We start from the raw sequence: 17,475 nt of genomic DNA on the forward strand, positions 1-17,475 counted from the left end.
CTCCTTATGCTGCCTGTGTAGAGCTGGTTAAAATAGGAATACGGCCTTTGATCACGCGGCCACCTGAAAGCTTGGCGATGTACTCCAGGTTAGGGAGCTGGCCCAATAACTGCGGTGGAAACATATCGCCTTCTTCCTCCATCAAGCGTTCTCCATGATTGCCGGTAAACAATGCGGGGCTGTCCGAGTTGGACGACATACCTTGAGTTTGCATGATGTACTGCAACCGAGTCTTAGGCAGATTGTCAGTAATGTACTGCTGCGTTTCGGCGTCCATCACCCGAAGGGCTATCAAGTTGTTGATGTTACCTAACACCTGGCGAGCCTTAGCTTCACTGCCTGTACGAGCTGCAAAGTCAGCAAAGGTCTGAGTAGCAATAACACAACGCATTTTTGCGCCACGGCCTTTGTTGAGCAGTTGAATGAAGGGATCGTTGACGACTTCAGCCGCCTCATCGATGAAGATATTTACGGGACGATTTTCAACACCATAGTTATAGCGGTCACCGGCCACGGCGGTGAGATCGGATAAAAGCAACGAACCAATGGCGCTGCCAACCATGGCGTCGGTCAATGAATCCAACCCGATATACGCCACTTGGGCATTGTTGATAATACGGCCAGAATCCGTAATTAACCGGCTGTCATCCACATCGTTTGTAGTAGGTGATAGCAATGGGCCTAGTTCACTTGATGTGAGCATATTGAGTACCGGCATCAGTGAGGCCACCATCTTGGAATAGTGGGTTCTGTCATGCTCAAACATACTCAATAGCCCCTCTAAATCGGTATTGGCGGCAACGGGCTGAATGCGTTCGTAGTAGAAAAGCAGCATCGCCATGGCTTGTTTAGTCAAGGTGTTGGCCTTTTCGGTAAAGCGCTTGATCTCCACACTAAAGTTCGGATACACCTGCTCCCCCCAGGCCGTGACGGCTTTTACTACCAAGCCTTCTGGGCCACCTTCCAAGAACCGTCTCAGTGTTTTCAGATCAGGACGTTGTGACGTAAGCAACAGACCTTGCACTATGTTATTCAGTGCCATTTGGCCAAAGGCTTTAAATGGATCAGCACCGGTTTCAGATGGGATTAATGCCGCAATTCGGCTGGCAATTTCAGTGCCCCGGTTAAAGTTCCTCAAGGGATTAAGACGTACTGAATGTTCAGGAAAACCCGGATGAAAATACACAAAGCGCTCAGGACTATCGGCGGCAATACAGGCTCGCTGTGCATTATCCTTAAGTTCTTTGTCTCCCTTAGGGTCAATAATAATCACGGCTTCATTGCGCAAAATGGCCTGGGTGATCATCGCATCGAAGCATCGGGTTTTTCCGGCACCGGTCGTACCGACAATTAAGGTATGCCCCTCGGTGTGACCAACTGGCTGGTACACATCTTCTTCTTTGGGCTCGACACCATGAATCCAAGTCGAACCCATTTGTTTGCCGTGACCTTGGTTAAGCAAGGTTTGCTTATCCCGCTTTAGGATTTCATAAGCGCGTTGAGCATGACGTTGATCCCACTCAAAGCCATATCCTAACCACAATTCATCAGGATGTTTTGCCATCACTTTTTGCAAATGCGACAGCTCCATAAATGCCAATGGTTTGCCTTTTAGCCCCCTCTGCAACTTATAAAGGCGGTAAGACTCAGGCAGGCGGTACAACGCCATGCCCGAGGAAATCCCTGTCATCCACCAAAATGGCTCAGGTGGTAGCTCAGTCAGCATTTCTGCGGCAATTGCCCCAGTTGCTCCGACCAGCCAACCTGCTGCTGCCATGGCTTCATAGTTCGTGCGCCAGGGCATCTCGTATGCGTTTTCTTTCATTCATGCTCCGCAAAATAACCGTTTGCAATCTGCTCAACTTAAAATGGATTAACGTTCAGCGTGAGCGGTAAACAGAACCGTTTCCCCCTCATCAAACTGGCATTGGTCACTGGCCGAGATCCCCCGAAGCAGCTGTCCGGCTGGAATGCCATGCTCATTGGCGACTTGGCGTAAGGTTTGAATCGTGACGCGAATACCATCGGCACTATGATCCACGTCTGGGTAATCGCCATCGGTCAGTAAGATGGGCAAATCTTTCACAAAATTAACCATCTGTTGCCGCTGCGCGTGTTTGGGATCTGTACTTGAGTTCGCATTGGGCTCAATCGGCTTTTGATTACGCTCCGCTCTTATGACGGGCTCTTTTGCTTGGGCAGTGGTTGTCTCAGTTCGACTCGGACGCTGTGAAGCCTCTTCGTTCTGAATTGCTGCCGCCGGTTCTGCGTATTGTTTGGAGAGGTCTATCAGTGCAGTTAGCCCTTTAGAAACTGGCACTTTTAGCAGCAACCCTTGCTCCTGAACACCATCATTCGTAGTCACAGTTCTAGCCTTACATGTCGGGTTTGCGGGATCTAATTCAAGCCAATCTAATCGACTGAGTTCAGCAAGCAGTTTTCGGGGAGCACACCAATGTCTTACGGCATCGGGATAGCGGATCAATATCTGTTCACCAACCATGACCAACGCACTGCCTGCCTCTGGGAGCCACGCCAAAGAATCAGGGAGATTCAATGCTTCTACATCGTGCTGGTTTACGTTATTTGAGATAGCGCCATCATATGAGTTGTTAGGCTTTTCACATCCATCACCTGGAGCATTTTCATTTGCCTGGGGGTTATTAACATCACTAGCAAGACGAAGTTCATCATCTTGTTCGGACGAGTTTGTCGATGGCGACTCAGACGAATTGCCGTGTTCGATTGATGATGACGCGTCAGGCAAGCCTGGCTGCTCACTGGAGCGACTCTGTGGCTCTGCTTGTGTTTGCTGTGTTGCTTCCCACTCAGATTTGCTAAACAGTCTCACGCTACTTGGTACATTCGAGCTGAACAATAAATCGGCCTCAACTATATGTAGCATAGCTAACCAGATTGGCTTGTCATCTTTGATCAGCACTTCAGGGGCAAGGCTTTCATATCGCTCATTTGAGGCGGATTTAGTGGCCAATCCTCGCTCAATAAGGATGTCCGCAAGGGTATCGGGATCTCTTGGAATGCCAGGTATCTTGTCTTTAGCCAACAGCTCAATGATGTCCTTAGCCGCGCTTTTCCAAACCAGGTAAAGATGGGTTGATTGATTCGATTTTCGTATCCAAACTCTGGCATCTCGCTGATTGACCAGCCATTGCGAACTGGCAAGTAATCGCCTCATGGCATCAAGTAGATAGCGTTCAACTGGGACACCAAGGGCATTGTCGTCAACGGAAATTCGTTGAGCTTTCAGGTCTCGCTGGACACTGGTTTGGTCAGCTTCAATAACCAATTTAGACAGGACATGCTCGGGATCTGTATTGCCAATTGCCTCTAGCATGGCTTGCAAAATTTCAGGGCCCGGCTGGGTTAACCAGGCGAGCAACTCAGGTGTCATCACCCGGTTTAATACCAAAATTGAAAATTGCTCGTGCCGCTTGCACCGTCCGTCGCGCCAGCGAATAAAATAGCGTTCAATGCTGTTGTTACTGGTCCACTGAGATAAGGTTTCTAAAAAAGGGTTCCACTGATAGCGTCCATCTTCATCCGTGATGGACAGGTCTGAAACGGGCTTACCAATATCATGGAACAAACCGCCAAGAGCCGCTGCAACACGCCACCTTGGCTCTAGCTCTTTTTTCTCAACCGGTGTGCCACTGGCAACAAAGATGATCCCTTCAGCAGCTTGTGCCGCCCAGAAAGCAACTTCCAACGAATGACGTAATAAACCACCTGCGCCACTGTGATGATGATACTCAGAAGCTGGCAGCAAGTGGACATAAGCAGCCAGATGATCAATGCAGGGCTGAATCAACCGTTGAAAATCACGCTGGTTGAAGCCAAGTATCTGGCGAAGTTTGGCAATTAGCTCGTCTTGTGTGGACTGCAAATCTTCCGGTGACGCAGCTGGCAACCCCTTCAGGAATGGCGGGTAGCGTGGAATTTCTGCATCCAGTTGCGATGAAAGCTCTGGTAGTGCTTTGGTTTGAAAAAATAGTTTTTTGAACATAGTGAACCTCCGACACGATAGTGTGAAGGTTCAAACAGAGTTGTTTAGTTCGATAGCTTCAAAAATCTTGCATCAAACTACCATGTCATTTTTAGGCCACCAAGAGGCTAACAATCTGCTATCAATGTTTTACGAGTTCTTTTGATGGATACTTTAGTTGCCATGTTTCTATTAGGAATAACGCTGCGGTACTTGCTGAGTGAATAGCTAACTTGGCTATACGGGCATCTAGTCGGGTGTATCCCCGCTCTCGACCATGAGCATCACCACCATGTGTTCGCAGAGCTCCGATACCTTCAACAATGGTTGCCAATCCAGATAGGACCTTTCTTACGTCATCAGCAATTTCTGGATTTACATTAATTTCTCCAGGAGACAACCCTAGTGGTCGCTTTACTGAGTCAAACAATCCCTTAATATCTTTCTTCTTTGGAAGTTCAAAGCCAAGTTCAATTATGATCGAACGGCACACACTCTCCAGTGTAGAACAAGCCGATGTGACAGCACTTTCCGGATCACGAAAGGCGCTTTTCAGGGCTCTATCAAGGTCCCTAGATACCGTATCCATATTCAAAACTTCGGCTTTGGTTGAAAGCGTCGCTAAGACTGAAGCACTAACTCCAGTTTCAACTTTGGCTAAAATTTCAAGCAGTTTTGCCTTTTCCTGCGATTTATACTGCCAAAGTTTTCTGAGTACTTGACCAACCAAGTAACCATCCTCTAGCTCAATAAAAGCTCTTAAACGTTTAGCCTTTGAGCCCCCATTGATCTGGTACTTTTCTTGAGTAATATCAATGTTCAACTCGTCTTCAAAATACTCAGCCATTGTCCTATCTGAAAAATCTAACAGGTAGCCATCTGTCATTTCGAAAATTTTATCTATCGTTCTAATCTCAGAACCTTTTAGTTTTGGCATGAGCAATCCTCTCTGACCATAAAACGCTGCCCGTCATGTTGTTAGCCAAATAAAGCCTTGATAAACAGAGATGGGTACCGAAATTAATGCACTAGCCAATGCAATTGTCTTAGCCAACCGGCTTTCAAAAAGCCTATCAATAAGAACGCCCATGCCCTTTGCGTTCGTTTTAAGTTTTCCCTGAGCTAGCTTATCGATTAATTTCTTATAAAAACCGGTCTTACACAGCGTAGAGTTGTGCATTTTGATGAACTCATTGCTCTTGAACGCTTCTACTTCTTCCGCACCAGTTAAAAAGTGCCTATGGATACCACCATTCAAATTCATCAATGACTTTAAGCGAGGATCTGCAATATAACCACTGCCATAACGGTCAGACAAAATATCATTGAGATTGATTCGTCGTTCAACAGGAATTACTGCCATATCGGTTTTACCAAGTACTCGATATCGATGTTCTAAATGTTCGAAACCGTAAGTCAGATTTCGCATATTCCAGTGAATCCAGTATCTATCACGACGATCACGGACAAATTCATTGAATTTACCTAGTAACGCAAGCTCAATATCATCGAGACGTTGATGGATATTATCTCGACTGATACCAAGTTCTTCAGCAATAGCGTGAATAGAAAAACTCACTGTCTGGTCTGTAGACAGGTGCAGTATTGCAATCGACGTAATTCGAGGAGATAAGCCGTCGTTATCATCATTCAAGCTTTGGCAAGAATAGTGAATAATGTAGAAATTCTGAGGTGTGCGCTTAACCTCACGAATGAATTCTTTGCTATTAACGATAGTCAATCATCTTACCCCAACAATATTTAAAATCAGTCAAGCAGTATGCTTTTTTGCATAAGCATCTGATTATTCTGATAAAACGTAACATCTGTATTGCCAAGAACTGTTGGTGGTACATTTATTAGCTCAACTAGATTATCCATTGGAACAACAACCGTCTTCGCGCCATTCTCAGACAACATTGTTATCTTGTCAGCAAAGTTAATCGACCTTTCAATCGCACCGCCAACGGATATATTACCCAACACTGCAAGGCCAGCCTTTAGGTTCTTTTTGTACAGAGCAGACACGATTGCGATATAAACCGCCGAGCCAATTCCCGTTGATATTGAAGCCCCCAGCATATTGGTTACTTGGATAGTGATATCGTAATTTTTAAGCGAATGCTGTTCACTTAAAATTGTTTTTTCATTAGCTTTAATATACTGGTAGGTATTCTTGATATTTTCTTTTACTCCGGTGTTACTTACACCAGAAATATTGAGTTTCCCAGAACCCGAGGTAGTAACAGCTTCAATACGCACGAGCGCGACATTGTCACCATCACTAGTACTGGTGTAACAAACACCAGGCGGCAGTGGCGTATTTTCGATTAAGTGAGATCCCTTTTCCTCAGGCAAGCCAACAAAGTGCTCTTCCTGCGTTTCTTTATCTATGTAAGAAAAATTCGTATCCCAAAACTCCATTCCACCGATTCGCTTTAACTGTTCTTTCACGCGACGTCGCATTTCAAGAGCTATCTCGAGGTATTCACGCACATCTTCCTTGGTGTATTCACCATTCGGGTGAAGCAATTTAATCAGACCTGATACCGTCTTTTTTACTGGCTTGGTGTCACGTTGTTTCAAGTGTGAACCTAGCGAAAAAAAGTTTTCAAGAGCATCAGTGTATGTAACGCGACGAAACGACTTCAATGCTTCTGAGAAGTAGTCTGTACTGAAACCAAAATTAGATGTGAAGTGTTTAGGAGCAAACTTGATCATTTCCCACCCAGGTAGATAAAAATGAATACGATCAAGGAATGCAGTATCGTTATTCACTTCATCAGAAAGAGGACTAAATAAGTGAGATGTTTGCAATACCGTCTCAACTGGTTGATTTATATTGCCGTTTAGGATTATTGAAGCAACACCAGTGATTTCACCTCCTGCACCAGCTCGCGAAAACGAGCCAGACTCCATATAGTCCTTCATTAAAGGAACAGCATCCTTTTCTTTAAAGATCTTGTCCGTTGCCTCATCGAAACATATCGCATCCCATTGACCAACGGCACCAACTTTGCCAGTAGAACCGTGAACAAAGAGCTTGGCAACTGTTCCTTGACCACCTGATATAAGCACGGCATAAGGTGTAAGCTCTTTAAAAACGAACGACTTACCTGTTGAGCGCGGACCTAACTCTACAAAGTTAAAATTACTCTCAACCATTGGCAGCAGACGTGCAAGTAACAGCATTTTTACGCGGGTTGTCATCCCTTCAGCATCAGGCTCATATCCACAGCTACGTAGCAATACATTCAGCCATTCATCTCTCGAAAACTCATTTCTTTTCTGGATAATCTTACTGTTATCAAAAGTCGACAGTTGAATAGGCTTTATATTTGTCACTACAAACGGATATATGTTTTGACCGATTCTTATGTCGGGGTCATATTCGACGTCAATAATGGCCCAAATACCACCCATCAACATCTTCTCATGCTCTTTCACAAGGCCATCACGGATATTACCGTTGTTAATGTTGCTATTTTGAAGCTGAGCCCAATAGATATCTTTTTTCGAATCCAGTTTGACAGAAATTTTATCGATTATTTTAAATCGACCTTTTTCTCTTATTTTAGAATGTATTAGAGAACTTTCTTCCGGATTAACATAGTGCTCGCTAAGAATCTTCTTAACGTTTTCCATGCCTTCTTTAATCTTTTCTTCATCATCGGTAGAGCAGGAATTAGCAATTAAATATTCCAATACAAACACCGGTACGTTGGCACCAACTTTTACCATACGCACTAAGTCTTTCTTTACCACATAGCCTCGAAAGTGCTCTAACAGCTTGTGATCTAAATCGTTCAAAACGGCCATCGCCTATTCCTCTATCGCATTCTTTAACATAACTGGCCTTAAAATAATCCGCCAAGGTCGCGGTCGTTATTCTTTTTAATAAGAACACGATCAAGCTGCTGTTTTGAAATCGCGTCTACCAGTTGCACTTCTAACTCTTCATGGCCATCAAAGGTGTACTCTTTAGTAACCTGACCATTACTCTGCACGGTATGTAGTGGCAGGAATCGAAACGATGAAACAATCTACATGGTTTTATTGACTTTGGTCTCAATGCCTGCATTGGCTGATGACATGGGGTTGGCTGACACAATGAAAGCGCTTGATACGCGGCGTTTAACTCATTTAATCATTGCCAAAATCCGCAAGAACTAGATAGGCAAGCAAGCTTTTTTACAGCTGATGTTGAGTTTTATCATGATAATGGTGGGGGACCGTGGGATCGTGACGCCATGATTGCCAATACTAAAAATAATGCCTGTGGTCATTTCAACCGAAAGTTGGTTGAAGAATCTTTTAACGTCCACTCAATTAAAGATTTTGGAGTTATTACCGAAGGGATACATATCTTTTGTCATAATAAAACCAACCAATGCGAAGGCAAAGCTGACTTTGTCATGATTTGGCATAAAGTAGACGACAAATGGGAAATTACTCGCGTATTAAGTTACGGTCACCGCGAAATAAATAAAAGAATAATAATATACAAACAGATTTCAATTATTACATTCAGCATGATGATGTTAATGGGCTGCTCTGGCACTGTTCCTAAATTGGGCTTGAATCATGGCCAATTAATGCCATATTCTGAATCATTAAATTGCAATAACCGAAGTCTGCTATTTATACCCACCCTTCTCAACCTGCCATGACAGCAGCAACGGTAAGAAATAACACATCAAACAGAGGACTTGCTTAGCGAGGATCATCAATGTCATTAAAGTGACTAGAAAAACCAGAAAAACTCATGCAATACACCTTAAAAAAGAGAATAAGTTCACAACAATATTAGCGAGTCGAATAGTTTGTTAGATTGTATGAAAAACACTTAAAACATCGCCTTGGGTGTCATATCATTTATAATTTACCCTATTGACGGTTGCCTTTTAAATAAATCAATATTTGCATCTACACAAACATGATATCTGATAATAAGCCACTACCTATAATCGATAATGGCTTAGAATTATTATCATTTAACTAGAAATTGAAAGTGAAATTGGCATCCCAAAGTTGCTAATATTAATTTAAAAATAATATCCAAAGTTAATATTGACGCGCTTATCCCAATTGCTACCGGCTTGGGGTAACCCAACATGATCATCATTAGCGGTTGAAAAAGTCATATTTTCACCCATGATAAAATCAATCATGGTGTAGGTCGGGCCGGCAGAAATGGCACAACCAGTGACGTTTTGCATACTATCATCATAGCTGGTATCAGCTACATCGGGGGTCATTAGGCCAAAGTCGTTATAGCATTTTACGCTACCAAAGGATGTGGTGATAGTTTTAGCTAGATTCAGGCTGTATATTTGGCCTTTGGATGCAATTTCATATTGCCAGTCAAGCAAGGCAACACCTATTTTATTGGGATCCTGACTATCATCCGCATCATATTCATACTGCAAGGCTTGTAGCTGCAGGTTCCAGTCATTATAACTGGAGTCTAGATGAACCGCTGCTGCATAGCGATCGCCATTGTTTTTAGTTTCATTGTTATAGATTTGTCCTACTTCAATCGAACCACCCAAGATAGTCGATCCGCCTTCATACTCGATAGTATATGTATGGCGCAGATTGAACTGGTTAGTTTCTTCGTTGTTGTAAGCGGTACCATTGATGCTGCCGCTAAACAAATCCGGTGCATATTGCTTATTTTCAGTCGGACCATATTCAGGGTTTTTATAAAAGGCAATATCCGTATGCCAGCCATTATTTTTATAGACAGCTTTAATGCCGACATCATTGTCATCTTCTAGGCCAACATAGTAGGGAATGCCAAACCAGAAACTATTAGAGATATAATCACGGTTACCAAAAGGCGTCTGGTTTATACCGAATTGGATTTGCCAATTAGCTCCCGCATCTAAAAGCCATAACCATATCTGATATAGTTAGTATTTGCGGTGAATCTGTATTCAGAATTTAGACCCCAATTACCTTTTTTTCCACTGAATTTTAATGCGGCGATATCGAATTTAAGATCGCCTCCTTTGTCTTTCGAACTTTTGTCATAATCTTTGTAGACATAGTTGAGTCGCACCGTTCCGCCGATCTCGATACCATCTTCAGCACAAACAACAGTGGTATAGCCGCAAAATGCAATTGTTGTAGTCAAAGCCGATAGTAAAATTTGTGTTGATTTTTTCATTGTTTTCTACCTCTCCCATTACTATGTAATAAATGCCTTATTATTAGAGTTTTAACTCTTGTTCAACCAATGCTTGCCAGTAACGGACACCTAGTATCAATATTTTGTCATTAAAATCGTACAAAGGATTATTTAGCGCGTACCACCACACTCGCTTTGGCCATTACCAATTAGAATGTAACAGCCAGCGACTTCACGCAGCACAAAAGAGAAATCTTCACTGATAGTGAAGGGCTCACAGTTAGCATTAACCTTGCTTTCCCGTACAACACTTTTATCCGCTCGAGCAGCATTTCCTGTTTGTTCTGGACTATTTATTGTGGACAAGAAACTGTTATGAAAGTGGTACTTATAATCGCCCCCGGCACTGATACATTGGCCTTTCACTATGCGCTCGATAGCAGCATCTATTTTTGCCAGTGCTTCATCGGCAAAGCTGCAAGTATCCCCCCTTTATTTTGACCTGTGATGGAATAACATTTACATTACCGTTTGTAATAAACTCAGTAATCGAAATAACTGCAGTTTCGTAAATGGCTGTTCAGTTACGTGACACAATTGTTTATATTGCTGTAACAATTTGTGCTCTTACCACTAACGGATCGGTACTCATTTGAGGCATTGCTGCATGACCACCAGTGGCAACAAGGTCAATTTCGAAACTGCTTTTACTGGCCATGATCAATCCAAGACGAGCAACGAAGTGTCCTTCTAATATCTCTAGTAAGTTGTACTTTGCATAAATGGCATCGATCTTCCAACACGTGAACAGACCATCGGCTATCATAGCCTTGGCCCCTAGCCCATGTTCTTCACTAGGCTGGAAGATGAAATAAACGGTACCGTCAAAGTTTTGAGTACGTGCTAATTCATGAGCAGCACCTAATAACATTGCGGTATGACCGTCATGACCGCAAGAATGTATAACACCGTTATAGAGTTGCGACTCTTAGGTTTTTATCTGCCGGACAGCTTTAACAACACGCTCGGCTAGTTTCTCGAATGCCACTGGTAACGATTAATAGCGCCAGCAAATCATAAGTAGAGCAGCTCATTTAATGATTAACTCTACTAGTTATCAGATTATCAATACCAAAACCAATAACACCATTCTACTTTCCACCGGCCCCCATTCTAGAATGCTCAGTATTTTCCACCAGAATACCTTCGCCGATGTGATTTATCTCAGTCCACAACGTTTCATCAATTTCGATACCGTAATCAACACTGTATTCCTTATTTTTTTCGACCTGTAACGCACTGACATAACGAGCATTAGTGTTACCTTTGGACTGCTGCAAAGAGGCCGTCAGATCAACGCGGGAGCTACAGATAATCGTCAACGCTTGCTTTTCTCCCACCGTGGCTGCCAAGTTAGTGGTTGCCTCGCTGTAACTCGGGTAGCGACCCCCCGCTTTAATAGCGACGGCATGCTCACTCACTACCTTGCTGCCATTTTGCCAGTAAGCCGCAGCGCTGATACCACGTCGCCCACAATCAGTCAGCGCTTTAAGCACGAACATACGATTATGGCAGTTATGAACGGTCACCGTTGCGATGCCACACTCCAACGCTTTAGCATGAGCAAGGTCAACCGAAGCCGCGATACAGTTCAGCGCACTGCGGCCATTGCTATCAATAATAGCCGATGTGCTATCTTCGTATATCATGGTACTTAACGGTTTTTCTTTATCTTCTTTGATGTAAGAGATGGCTCGTTCTAACTCACCTAAGCCATTGAGTCCGTGTTTTTCCAGCCACAAAATCATATTGGCGGCGTCTTCATAATTGCCGACAAAGTAACCACTCGCTTCAAAACAGCGGCGCAGAGCAGCTTTCAGTTCTATCATTGATACATGCATAGCGATCTCCTGCTGTTATGGGGTTACTGATTCCAAGGACTCTTGGTTTTGTACTGATTCTGGTTTTGGTGCTAATGGCATAAACCAGTCGTCATTAAATGTTTTACCGATATCTTCCAATAACGGAGCACCCTGAAACATCGTATTACGTACCCATAAACGCGAACGAGGATCAAATTTACCGACACCAAAAAATGCTAATTTGGCACGTAATAAGTGCATAGGCAAAACATTCCTATCGAGCAGATTGGCCTGAATATCACCATAAACGCACTTATTCATGGTCTGAATGCGGCGCACAATGCCGCGTAATTTGGGATTCGCCACCATAAAGCGGGCGGTAGTATGTTTGGGATAAGCGGCGACATATTCACATAGCTGGTCATAACATTTGCGCACAGCATAACCCACGCCCAGAGCCATCTGTTTTTTCCTACCCTCTTCCAGCTCAGTCCCTCCTAAGCGCGGTTCCATTTTTTCTTCGGAGCGATACCAGAATGTTTCGCGCGCGCCCTCAGCGTTAAAATCAATCGCCAGCGCCCAGTCATAACGCTGTTCTATTACTTCTTTTAACTGCTGCACCGGCATCAGTGGATCAAGATCCAAAAACTCTTCCGCCGTATGATAATCTTCAAGATCATCCACCAGCTCAGGGTAAAGCTCTAACATCATGGAGATCAGCATCTCCTGACCTTGTAACGAACAGTGCTCCTCACTCCAACCTAATAACTCATCCCAATCATTAAAAGAAACAGCTACACGATCTTTTAATCCATCAAGATCGTTAAGGACTTGCTGATTGTTGCTCGTCTGCCACTCATCTTCCGTGACTGTTTCTGCGGTATGCTCGTAACAGCGTTCAATCAATTCTTCCAGCTGTTGGCAGATATGTGCATTAATCCCTCCCAACACACGAATACGCGCCAATGCCAATTCACGCATCTCAACCCATTGATTAATCAAGAGCGGATGGTTGATCAGATACGGCGCCATCCCCAAACCTGTTGAGTTACCGATACCGAAGAAACGTTTAATCTTAGGCTGCATCGGTGTAAAAAAATCTGGCGACTGATTTTTTGCAATATGCTCTACCTGTAACAGACTGAAATTGCGCAGCATTAGGCAAACAAACATCTCAGCAGCAAAAGGGCGGGCAAAATCAGGGTAACGGGTAGAGACCTTTTCCCAGTCCGCCATACCCAATTTGCCACTGCCGTACACAGCGGTGGTGCGATACAAATAACCAACTTGTGCAATTTTGGCGACATCCGGCCGCTCACCTTTGGCTAACTGATTAACCACATAACCAAAGTTACGGGCGCTTCGGTTAGCACGTGATAAAACGAACACACGCGAGTCAACCCGCCCAGCTTCCTGCTTAGGCACATTTTGACGTAGTTTTTCAAGATAGATGCCGTCGACTTGACCATCAACCAACGCCATGGTAATATCCCACTGAGTCGCGATAACACGATCATTTCGGTTTTCTGGGGCCAGATAACTGGAGAATAAAACGAAACTAAACAAGCCATGTAGTGCTTTAACTTCGTATACCACAGTGCCGTAACCTAGTGCATCAAGCTCAAAAAGTGCCGGAGCAATCTGCCAGCGTTGACGCATAATGCGACGCACTAAGGTACGCATAAAACTTAATCGGCTCTGATGCATTGCTCCTAACCGCTCGAGATTCATCACTTGGTTAATCGGCCGTAACGGCAATGCGTTATCGCCCCTCAAAGCAGCTTTAATGTATGCTGGCGTTATCATTATTTTTATCCTCGTTTATATACTTGCATCTGGTTTTCGTCACTCAATCATCAGCCAAACAGGCAATACTTATCAAATAAAAAGGTTATATCATTTGATAAGTATTGCTTATCAAATCACCTTAAACTGTTATTTTTCCTATATACAGCACTACTTTTCTAGTGAGTTATTTCTTATAAAATATTTCACTGTTAACGGTAGCCATCACTTTTTATTTTGCTCAAAGATAAAATCAACTAACGCCTGAGCCGGTGGCGTCAGCGACTTGTTATTTAATTTTACAATACCGATACGCCTCGTCACTTCAGGTGTTTCTAAGGGTATAAATTGCAACATGGTGCTTTCTTCAGGAAAAGCATAATAGGGTAATGTTGTAATCCCGAACCCCGCCTCCAGCATCGCGATTAACGAGATCATATTGGACACATAAAACTGAGAATGTCCGAGTAGCGGACGCGCTTCGGTATCTTCCAATAACCGAGAGGTTCCATTACTAATCAGTCGATGCTGTCGCAACTCTTTCCAATGTACGCCCTGCTTATCTGCCAACGGATGACCCTTAGGGCACACCACACCAATGCGATCCTCCCAGATAGGCGAAAATACCTTGTCGCTATGATCTTCCTCATGAAACAGGTGACAAATACCAAAATCAACTTGCTGGTTCTCTAGCATCTTCAATACTGCATCAGAATTATCATCAAAGAAACTAACATGCAGAGAGGGCGAACTCGCAACAAACTTCAATAATATTTCGGGCAGTACCCGGCTCGCAATAGAAGGCACGGAGGCAAGCCGCAAGTGTCCGGTTTTATGCTCTGACAACAGCATTATATCTTCGGCGATACGATCATGATGCGCGATAAGCTCTTTTGCTTTGGGCAAAAAATACTTCCCAAAAGGTGTGAGCTCGATCTTAGCCGTTTTCGCATTGCGCTTTTCAAACAACCCTTCACTGAGTTTGTTTTCAAGATCCCGGATAGATAACGAAATAGCTGGCTGGGTACGATGCGCCTTTTCTGCCGCTGCATGAAATCCTTTTAGCTCAGCCACCCAAACAAAGTGGCGTAGCTGAATCACTTTTAATTCTGGAAGCATGATAAGAAAACCTTATTGTTCGATATAATTTATTAATTTTTATTATTGCATCACGAGTTTTATGATTATCTCAATTACATTCCGGAGGTCAACATGTCTGATTCAGTATTTAAAAATTACATCGCAGGTGAGTGGGTAGAAGGCAACAAGGGCAACCTGGCTAACATCAGCCCTGCCGATACCAACGACGTAATCGGTCACTATGCGCAAGCAGATAAAGCCCAGACTGAAGCAGCTATTGCGGCCGCTGCGGTTGGTCAGGCCCAATGGGCTATGAGCGGTTTAGAACAACGTTACTCTGTTCTTATGGCGATTGGCGACGAGCTGATTGCACGTAAAGACGAACTTGGCGAACTGCTCGCTCGTGAAGAAGGAAAAACGCTGGCAGAAGGTGTTGGCGAAACGTACCGCTCAGGTCAGTTCTTTCATTACTACGCCGCTGAAGTCCTGCGCCAAATGGGTGAGACTGCTGATTCCGTTCGTCCTGGTGTTGAGATTGAAACCCGTCGTGAGCCAGTGGGTGTCGTCGGCATTATCACTCCATGGAATTTTCCTACAGCAACGGGCGCCTGGAAAATTGCGCCAGCCTTAGCGTTTGGTAACGCGGTTGTTTTCAAACCAGCCAATCAGGTTCCGGCAAGTGCCTGGGCGCTCACTGAAATTATCTCTCGTCAAGGGCTGCCTACAGGTACATTTAACTTGGTCATGGGTCTTGGTGCTGAAGTCGGTGACGTACTGATCAACTCTCGCGGTATCAACGCACTAACCTTTACTGGTTCTCTTGAAACGGGCCGTAAAGTTGCCATAGCAACTGCTGCGAACCTGGTGAAATGTCAATTAGAGATGGGCAGCAAAAACGCACTGGTCGTTTTGGATGATGCTGATCTTGATAATGCCGTTGAGTGCGCGGTTGGCGGGGCTTACGGCGGCACAGGCCAGAAATGTACAGCCTCCTCTCGTTTGATCGTCACTGAAGGCATCCATGATCGTTTCGTTGCTGCCGTTATTACACGAATGAAAAAACTGGTGGTGGGTCATCCATTAAAAGCCGGTGTACACATTGGTGCGGTCGCCGATGCGCGTCAGATGGAACAAAACTTACGCTATTTAGAACTCGCTAAAAATGAAGGCGGCACGCTGGTTTATGGCGGTGAAGTACTGAAAGAAGAGACCGAAGGCTACTACATGCAGCCGGCGCTGTTCACCAACACCACCAATGCTATGACGATTAACCGTGAAGAAGCCTTCGCACCGATCGCGTGTGTCATCAAAGTTAAAGATTACGCCGAAGCACTGGCGACGCTGAACGATACCAACTTTGGCCTTACCGGCGGTATCTGCACAGAATCTCTGAAATACGCAACGGACTTCAAACGCAATGCCAAAACAGGCTGTGTGATGGTTAACCTGCCGACAGCAGGCACTGACTACCATGTGCCATTCGGTGGACGCAAAGATTCCAGCTTTGGCCCGCGTGAACAAGGCACCTATGCGAAAGAGTTTTACACCGTTGTAAAAACGACTTACATCCGCGCCTGACAGGAGCAGACCCATGAATAATGCATTGCATAACGATCTGATTGTGATTGACGGTCTGCAGTATTCGAACTGGAACCGTAAAATCTTCGAGCAGCTACACGAAGGTGGCGTAACGATGGTGCATGCCACCATCGTTTACCACGAGCAAATTCGTGAAACACTGCTGCGTATTTCGGAATGGAACCGGCTTTTCGAGCAAAACAGTGACCTGATTATGCCAGTCAAAAGCGCGTCGGATATACGCCGCGCGAAACAACTCGGCAAAGTAGGCATCATGTTTGGCGCGCAGAACTGCTCTCCCATTGAAGACGATATCGGCATGATCGAGGTGATGCGCGAGCTAAACCTGATGATTATGCAGCTCACCTATAACAACCAAAGCTTACTCGCTTGCGGTTGCTACGAAGCTGAAGATAGCGGTGTAACGCGTTTTGGCCGCCAAGCGATCAAAGAGATGAATCGCGTCGGTATGGTTATCGATATGAGCCACAGCGCAGAACGCAGTACGCTGGAAGCCATTGAGATTTCACAGCGCCCGATTGTGATTTCGCATGCAAACCCTACCAGCTTTCACAAAGCAAAACGCAACAAGTCCGATACGGTACTCAAAGCACTCGGTGAATCCGGCGGTTTACTGGGTTTGAGTTTGTACCCATTCCATCTGAAAAATGGCCCGGACTGCACGCTAAATGAGTTTTGCGACATGGTCACCAGCACCGCAGATCTAATGGGAATCGATCATATCGGTATTGGAACTGATCTTTGTCAGGAACAACCGTTATCGATTCTTGAATGGTTACGCAACGGCCGCTGGTCAAAGGATATGGATTACGGTGAAGGTTCCAAGACCAACGCCAATTGGCCTCGGCCATTGTCCTGGTTCAAGGATAACCGGGACTTCCCAAATATCACTAATGGACTGCTAGCACGTGGTTTTAGCCCAGACGATGTGGCCAAAGTCATGGGCCTGAACTGGCTGAACTTTCTGGATGATGCACTTAAGCCATTAAATGTAGGTGTTTGATAATAAGGAA

The 17,475-nt window shown here is 44.5% G+C and carries 12 protein-coding genes and 2 pseudogenes; 3 read left to right on the forward strand and 11 right to left on the reverse strand.

Annotated elements, in window-relative coordinates:
• Positions 1-4 precede the first annotated feature (4 nt).
• From traD to B1F84_RS17950, 6 genes are all read right to left on the reverse strand, one after another.
• Complete coding sequence (traD, locus tag B1F84_RS11910; protein WP_131691543.1) at positions 5-1,825, reverse strand: conjugative transfer system coupling protein TraD; 1,821 nt, start codon at positions 1,823-1,825, stop codon at positions 5-7.
• A gap of 48 nt (positions 1,826-1,873) precedes the next feature.
• Positions 1,874-4,024: a MobH family relaxase gene (gene mobH / locus B1F84_RS11915; protein ID WP_131691544.1), complete on the reverse strand. Its 2,151-nt coding sequence runs from the start codon at positions 4,022-4,024 to the stop codon at positions 1,874-1,876.
• Positions 4,025-4,145: 121 nt separating this feature from the next.
• The gene (locus B1F84_RS11920) at positions 4,146-4,940 is read right to left on the reverse strand and encodes an abortive infection family protein (protein WP_131691545.1); all 795 of its coding nucleotides are present in this window, start codon (positions 4,938-4,940) and stop codon (positions 4,146-4,148) included.
• A 33-nt stretch (positions 4,941-4,973) separates the two neighbouring features.
• Positions 4,974-5,744, reverse strand: coding sequence for a hypothetical protein (locus B1F84_RS11925; protein ID WP_131691546.1), 771 nt, complete (start codon positions 5,742-5,744; stop codon positions 4,974-4,976).
• 26 nt (positions 5,745-5,770) lie between these two features.
• On the reverse strand, positions 5,771-7,822 hold the full coding sequence (brxL, locus tag B1F84_RS11930) for a protease Lon-related BREX system protein BrxL (RefSeq protein ID WP_131691547.1): 2,052 nt from the start codon (positions 7,820-7,822) through the stop codon (positions 5,771-5,773).
• 38 nt (positions 7,823-7,860) lie between these two features.
• Positions 7,861-8,010, reverse strand: a complete 150-nt coding sequence (locus B1F84_RS17950; RefSeq protein ID WP_165489685.1) for a hypothetical protein — start codon at positions 8,008-8,010, stop codon at positions 7,861-7,863.
• Between the two features lie 186 nt (positions 8,011-8,196).
• Between B1F84_RS17950 and B1F84_RS18025 the strand changes: the two are divergent.
• Positions 8,197-8,673 (forward strand): annotated as a pseudogene (locus B1F84_RS18025) (nuclear transport factor 2 family protein); the annotation flags it as partial.
• Positions 8,674-9,048: 375 nt separating this feature from the next.
• Here the strand turns inward: B1F84_RS18025 and B1F84_RS11945 are convergent.
• The 5 genes and pseudogenes from B1F84_RS11945 to B1F84_RS11965 all read right to left on the reverse strand — a co-directional run bounded on the left by B1F84_RS11945 (position 9,049) and on the right by B1F84_RS11965 (position 14,902).
• Positions 9,049-10,175: pseudogene (locus B1F84_RS11945) on the reverse strand (hypothetical protein).
• 562 nt (positions 10,176-10,737) lie between these two features.
• On the reverse strand, positions 10,738-11,100 hold the full coding sequence (locus B1F84_RS18030) for a M20/M25/M40 family metallo-hydrolase (protein ID WP_276319964.1): 363 nt from the start codon (positions 11,098-11,100) through the stop codon (positions 10,738-10,740).
• A gap of 187 nt (positions 11,101-11,287) precedes the next feature.
• Positions 11,288-12,037 (reverse strand): DUF3726 domain-containing protein, encoded by a 750-nt coding sequence (locus B1F84_RS11955; RefSeq protein WP_131691548.1) that lies wholly within the window; start codon positions 12,035-12,037, stop codon positions 11,288-11,290.
• 15 nt (positions 12,038-12,052) lie between these two features.
• On the reverse strand, positions 12,053-13,804 hold the full coding sequence (locus B1F84_RS11960; protein ID WP_131691549.1) for a hypothetical protein: 1,752 nt from the start codon (positions 13,802-13,804) through the stop codon (positions 12,053-12,055).
• A 204-nt stretch (positions 13,805-14,008) separates the two neighbouring features.
• Positions 14,009-14,902: a LysR family transcriptional regulator gene (locus B1F84_RS11965; RefSeq protein ID WP_131691550.1), complete on the reverse strand. Its 894-nt coding sequence runs from the start codon at positions 14,900-14,902 to the stop codon at positions 14,009-14,011.
• Positions 14,903-14,995: 93 nt separating this feature from the next.
• Between B1F84_RS11965 and B1F84_RS11970 the strand changes: the two genes are divergently transcribed.
• A complete protein-coding gene (locus B1F84_RS11970) occupies positions 14,996-16,441 on the forward strand; it encodes an aldehyde dehydrogenase family protein (protein WP_131691551.1) in 1,446 nt (481 codons plus the stop codon).
• 25 nt (positions 16,442-16,466) lie between these two features.
• Entirely contained in the window at positions 16,467-17,465 is a 999-nt protein-coding gene (locus tag B1F84_RS11975; RefSeq protein ID WP_205988862.1) for a membrane dipeptidase, read from the forward strand.
• Positions 17,466-17,475 lie beyond the last annotated feature (10 nt).

Origin of the sequence: Pseudoalteromonas sp. DL-6, from assembly GCF_004328665.1 — a bacterium.
Lineage (GTDB): Bacteria > Pseudomonadota > Gammaproteobacteria > Enterobacterales > Alteromonadaceae > Pseudoalteromonas.

Excerpts from the sequence above, each read along its gene's own strand:
- traD (WP_131691543.1), bottom strand. The coding sequence starts at position 1,825 with ATGAAAGAAAACGCATACGAGATGCCCTGGCGCACGAACTATGAAGCC.
- mobH (WP_131691544.1), bottom strand. The coding sequence starts at position 4,024 with ATGTTCAAAAAACTATTTTTTCAAACCAAAGCACTACCAGAGCTTTCA.
- B1F84_RS11920 (WP_131691545.1), bottom strand. The coding sequence starts at position 4,940 with ATGCCAAAACTAAAAGGTTCTGAGATTAGAACGATAGATAAAATTTTC.
- brxL (WP_131691547.1), bottom strand. The coding sequence starts at position 7,822 with ATGGCCGTTTTGAACGATTTAGATCACAAGCTGTTAGAGCACTTTCGA.
- B1F84_RS11955 (WP_131691548.1), bottom strand. The coding sequence starts at position 12,037 with ATGCATGTATCAATGATAGAACTGAAAGCTGCTCTGCGCCGCTGTTTT.
- B1F84_RS11960 (WP_131691549.1), bottom strand. The coding sequence starts at position 13,804 with ATGATAACGCCAGCATACATTAAAGCTGCTTTGAGGGGCGATAACGCA.
- B1F84_RS11965 (WP_131691550.1), bottom strand. The coding sequence starts at position 14,902 with ATGCTTCCAGAATTAAAAGTGATTCAGCTACGCCACTTTGTTTGGGTG.
- B1F84_RS11970 (WP_131691551.1), top strand. The coding sequence starts at position 14,996 with ATGTCTGATTCAGTATTTAAAAATTACATCGCAGGTGAGTGGGTAGAA.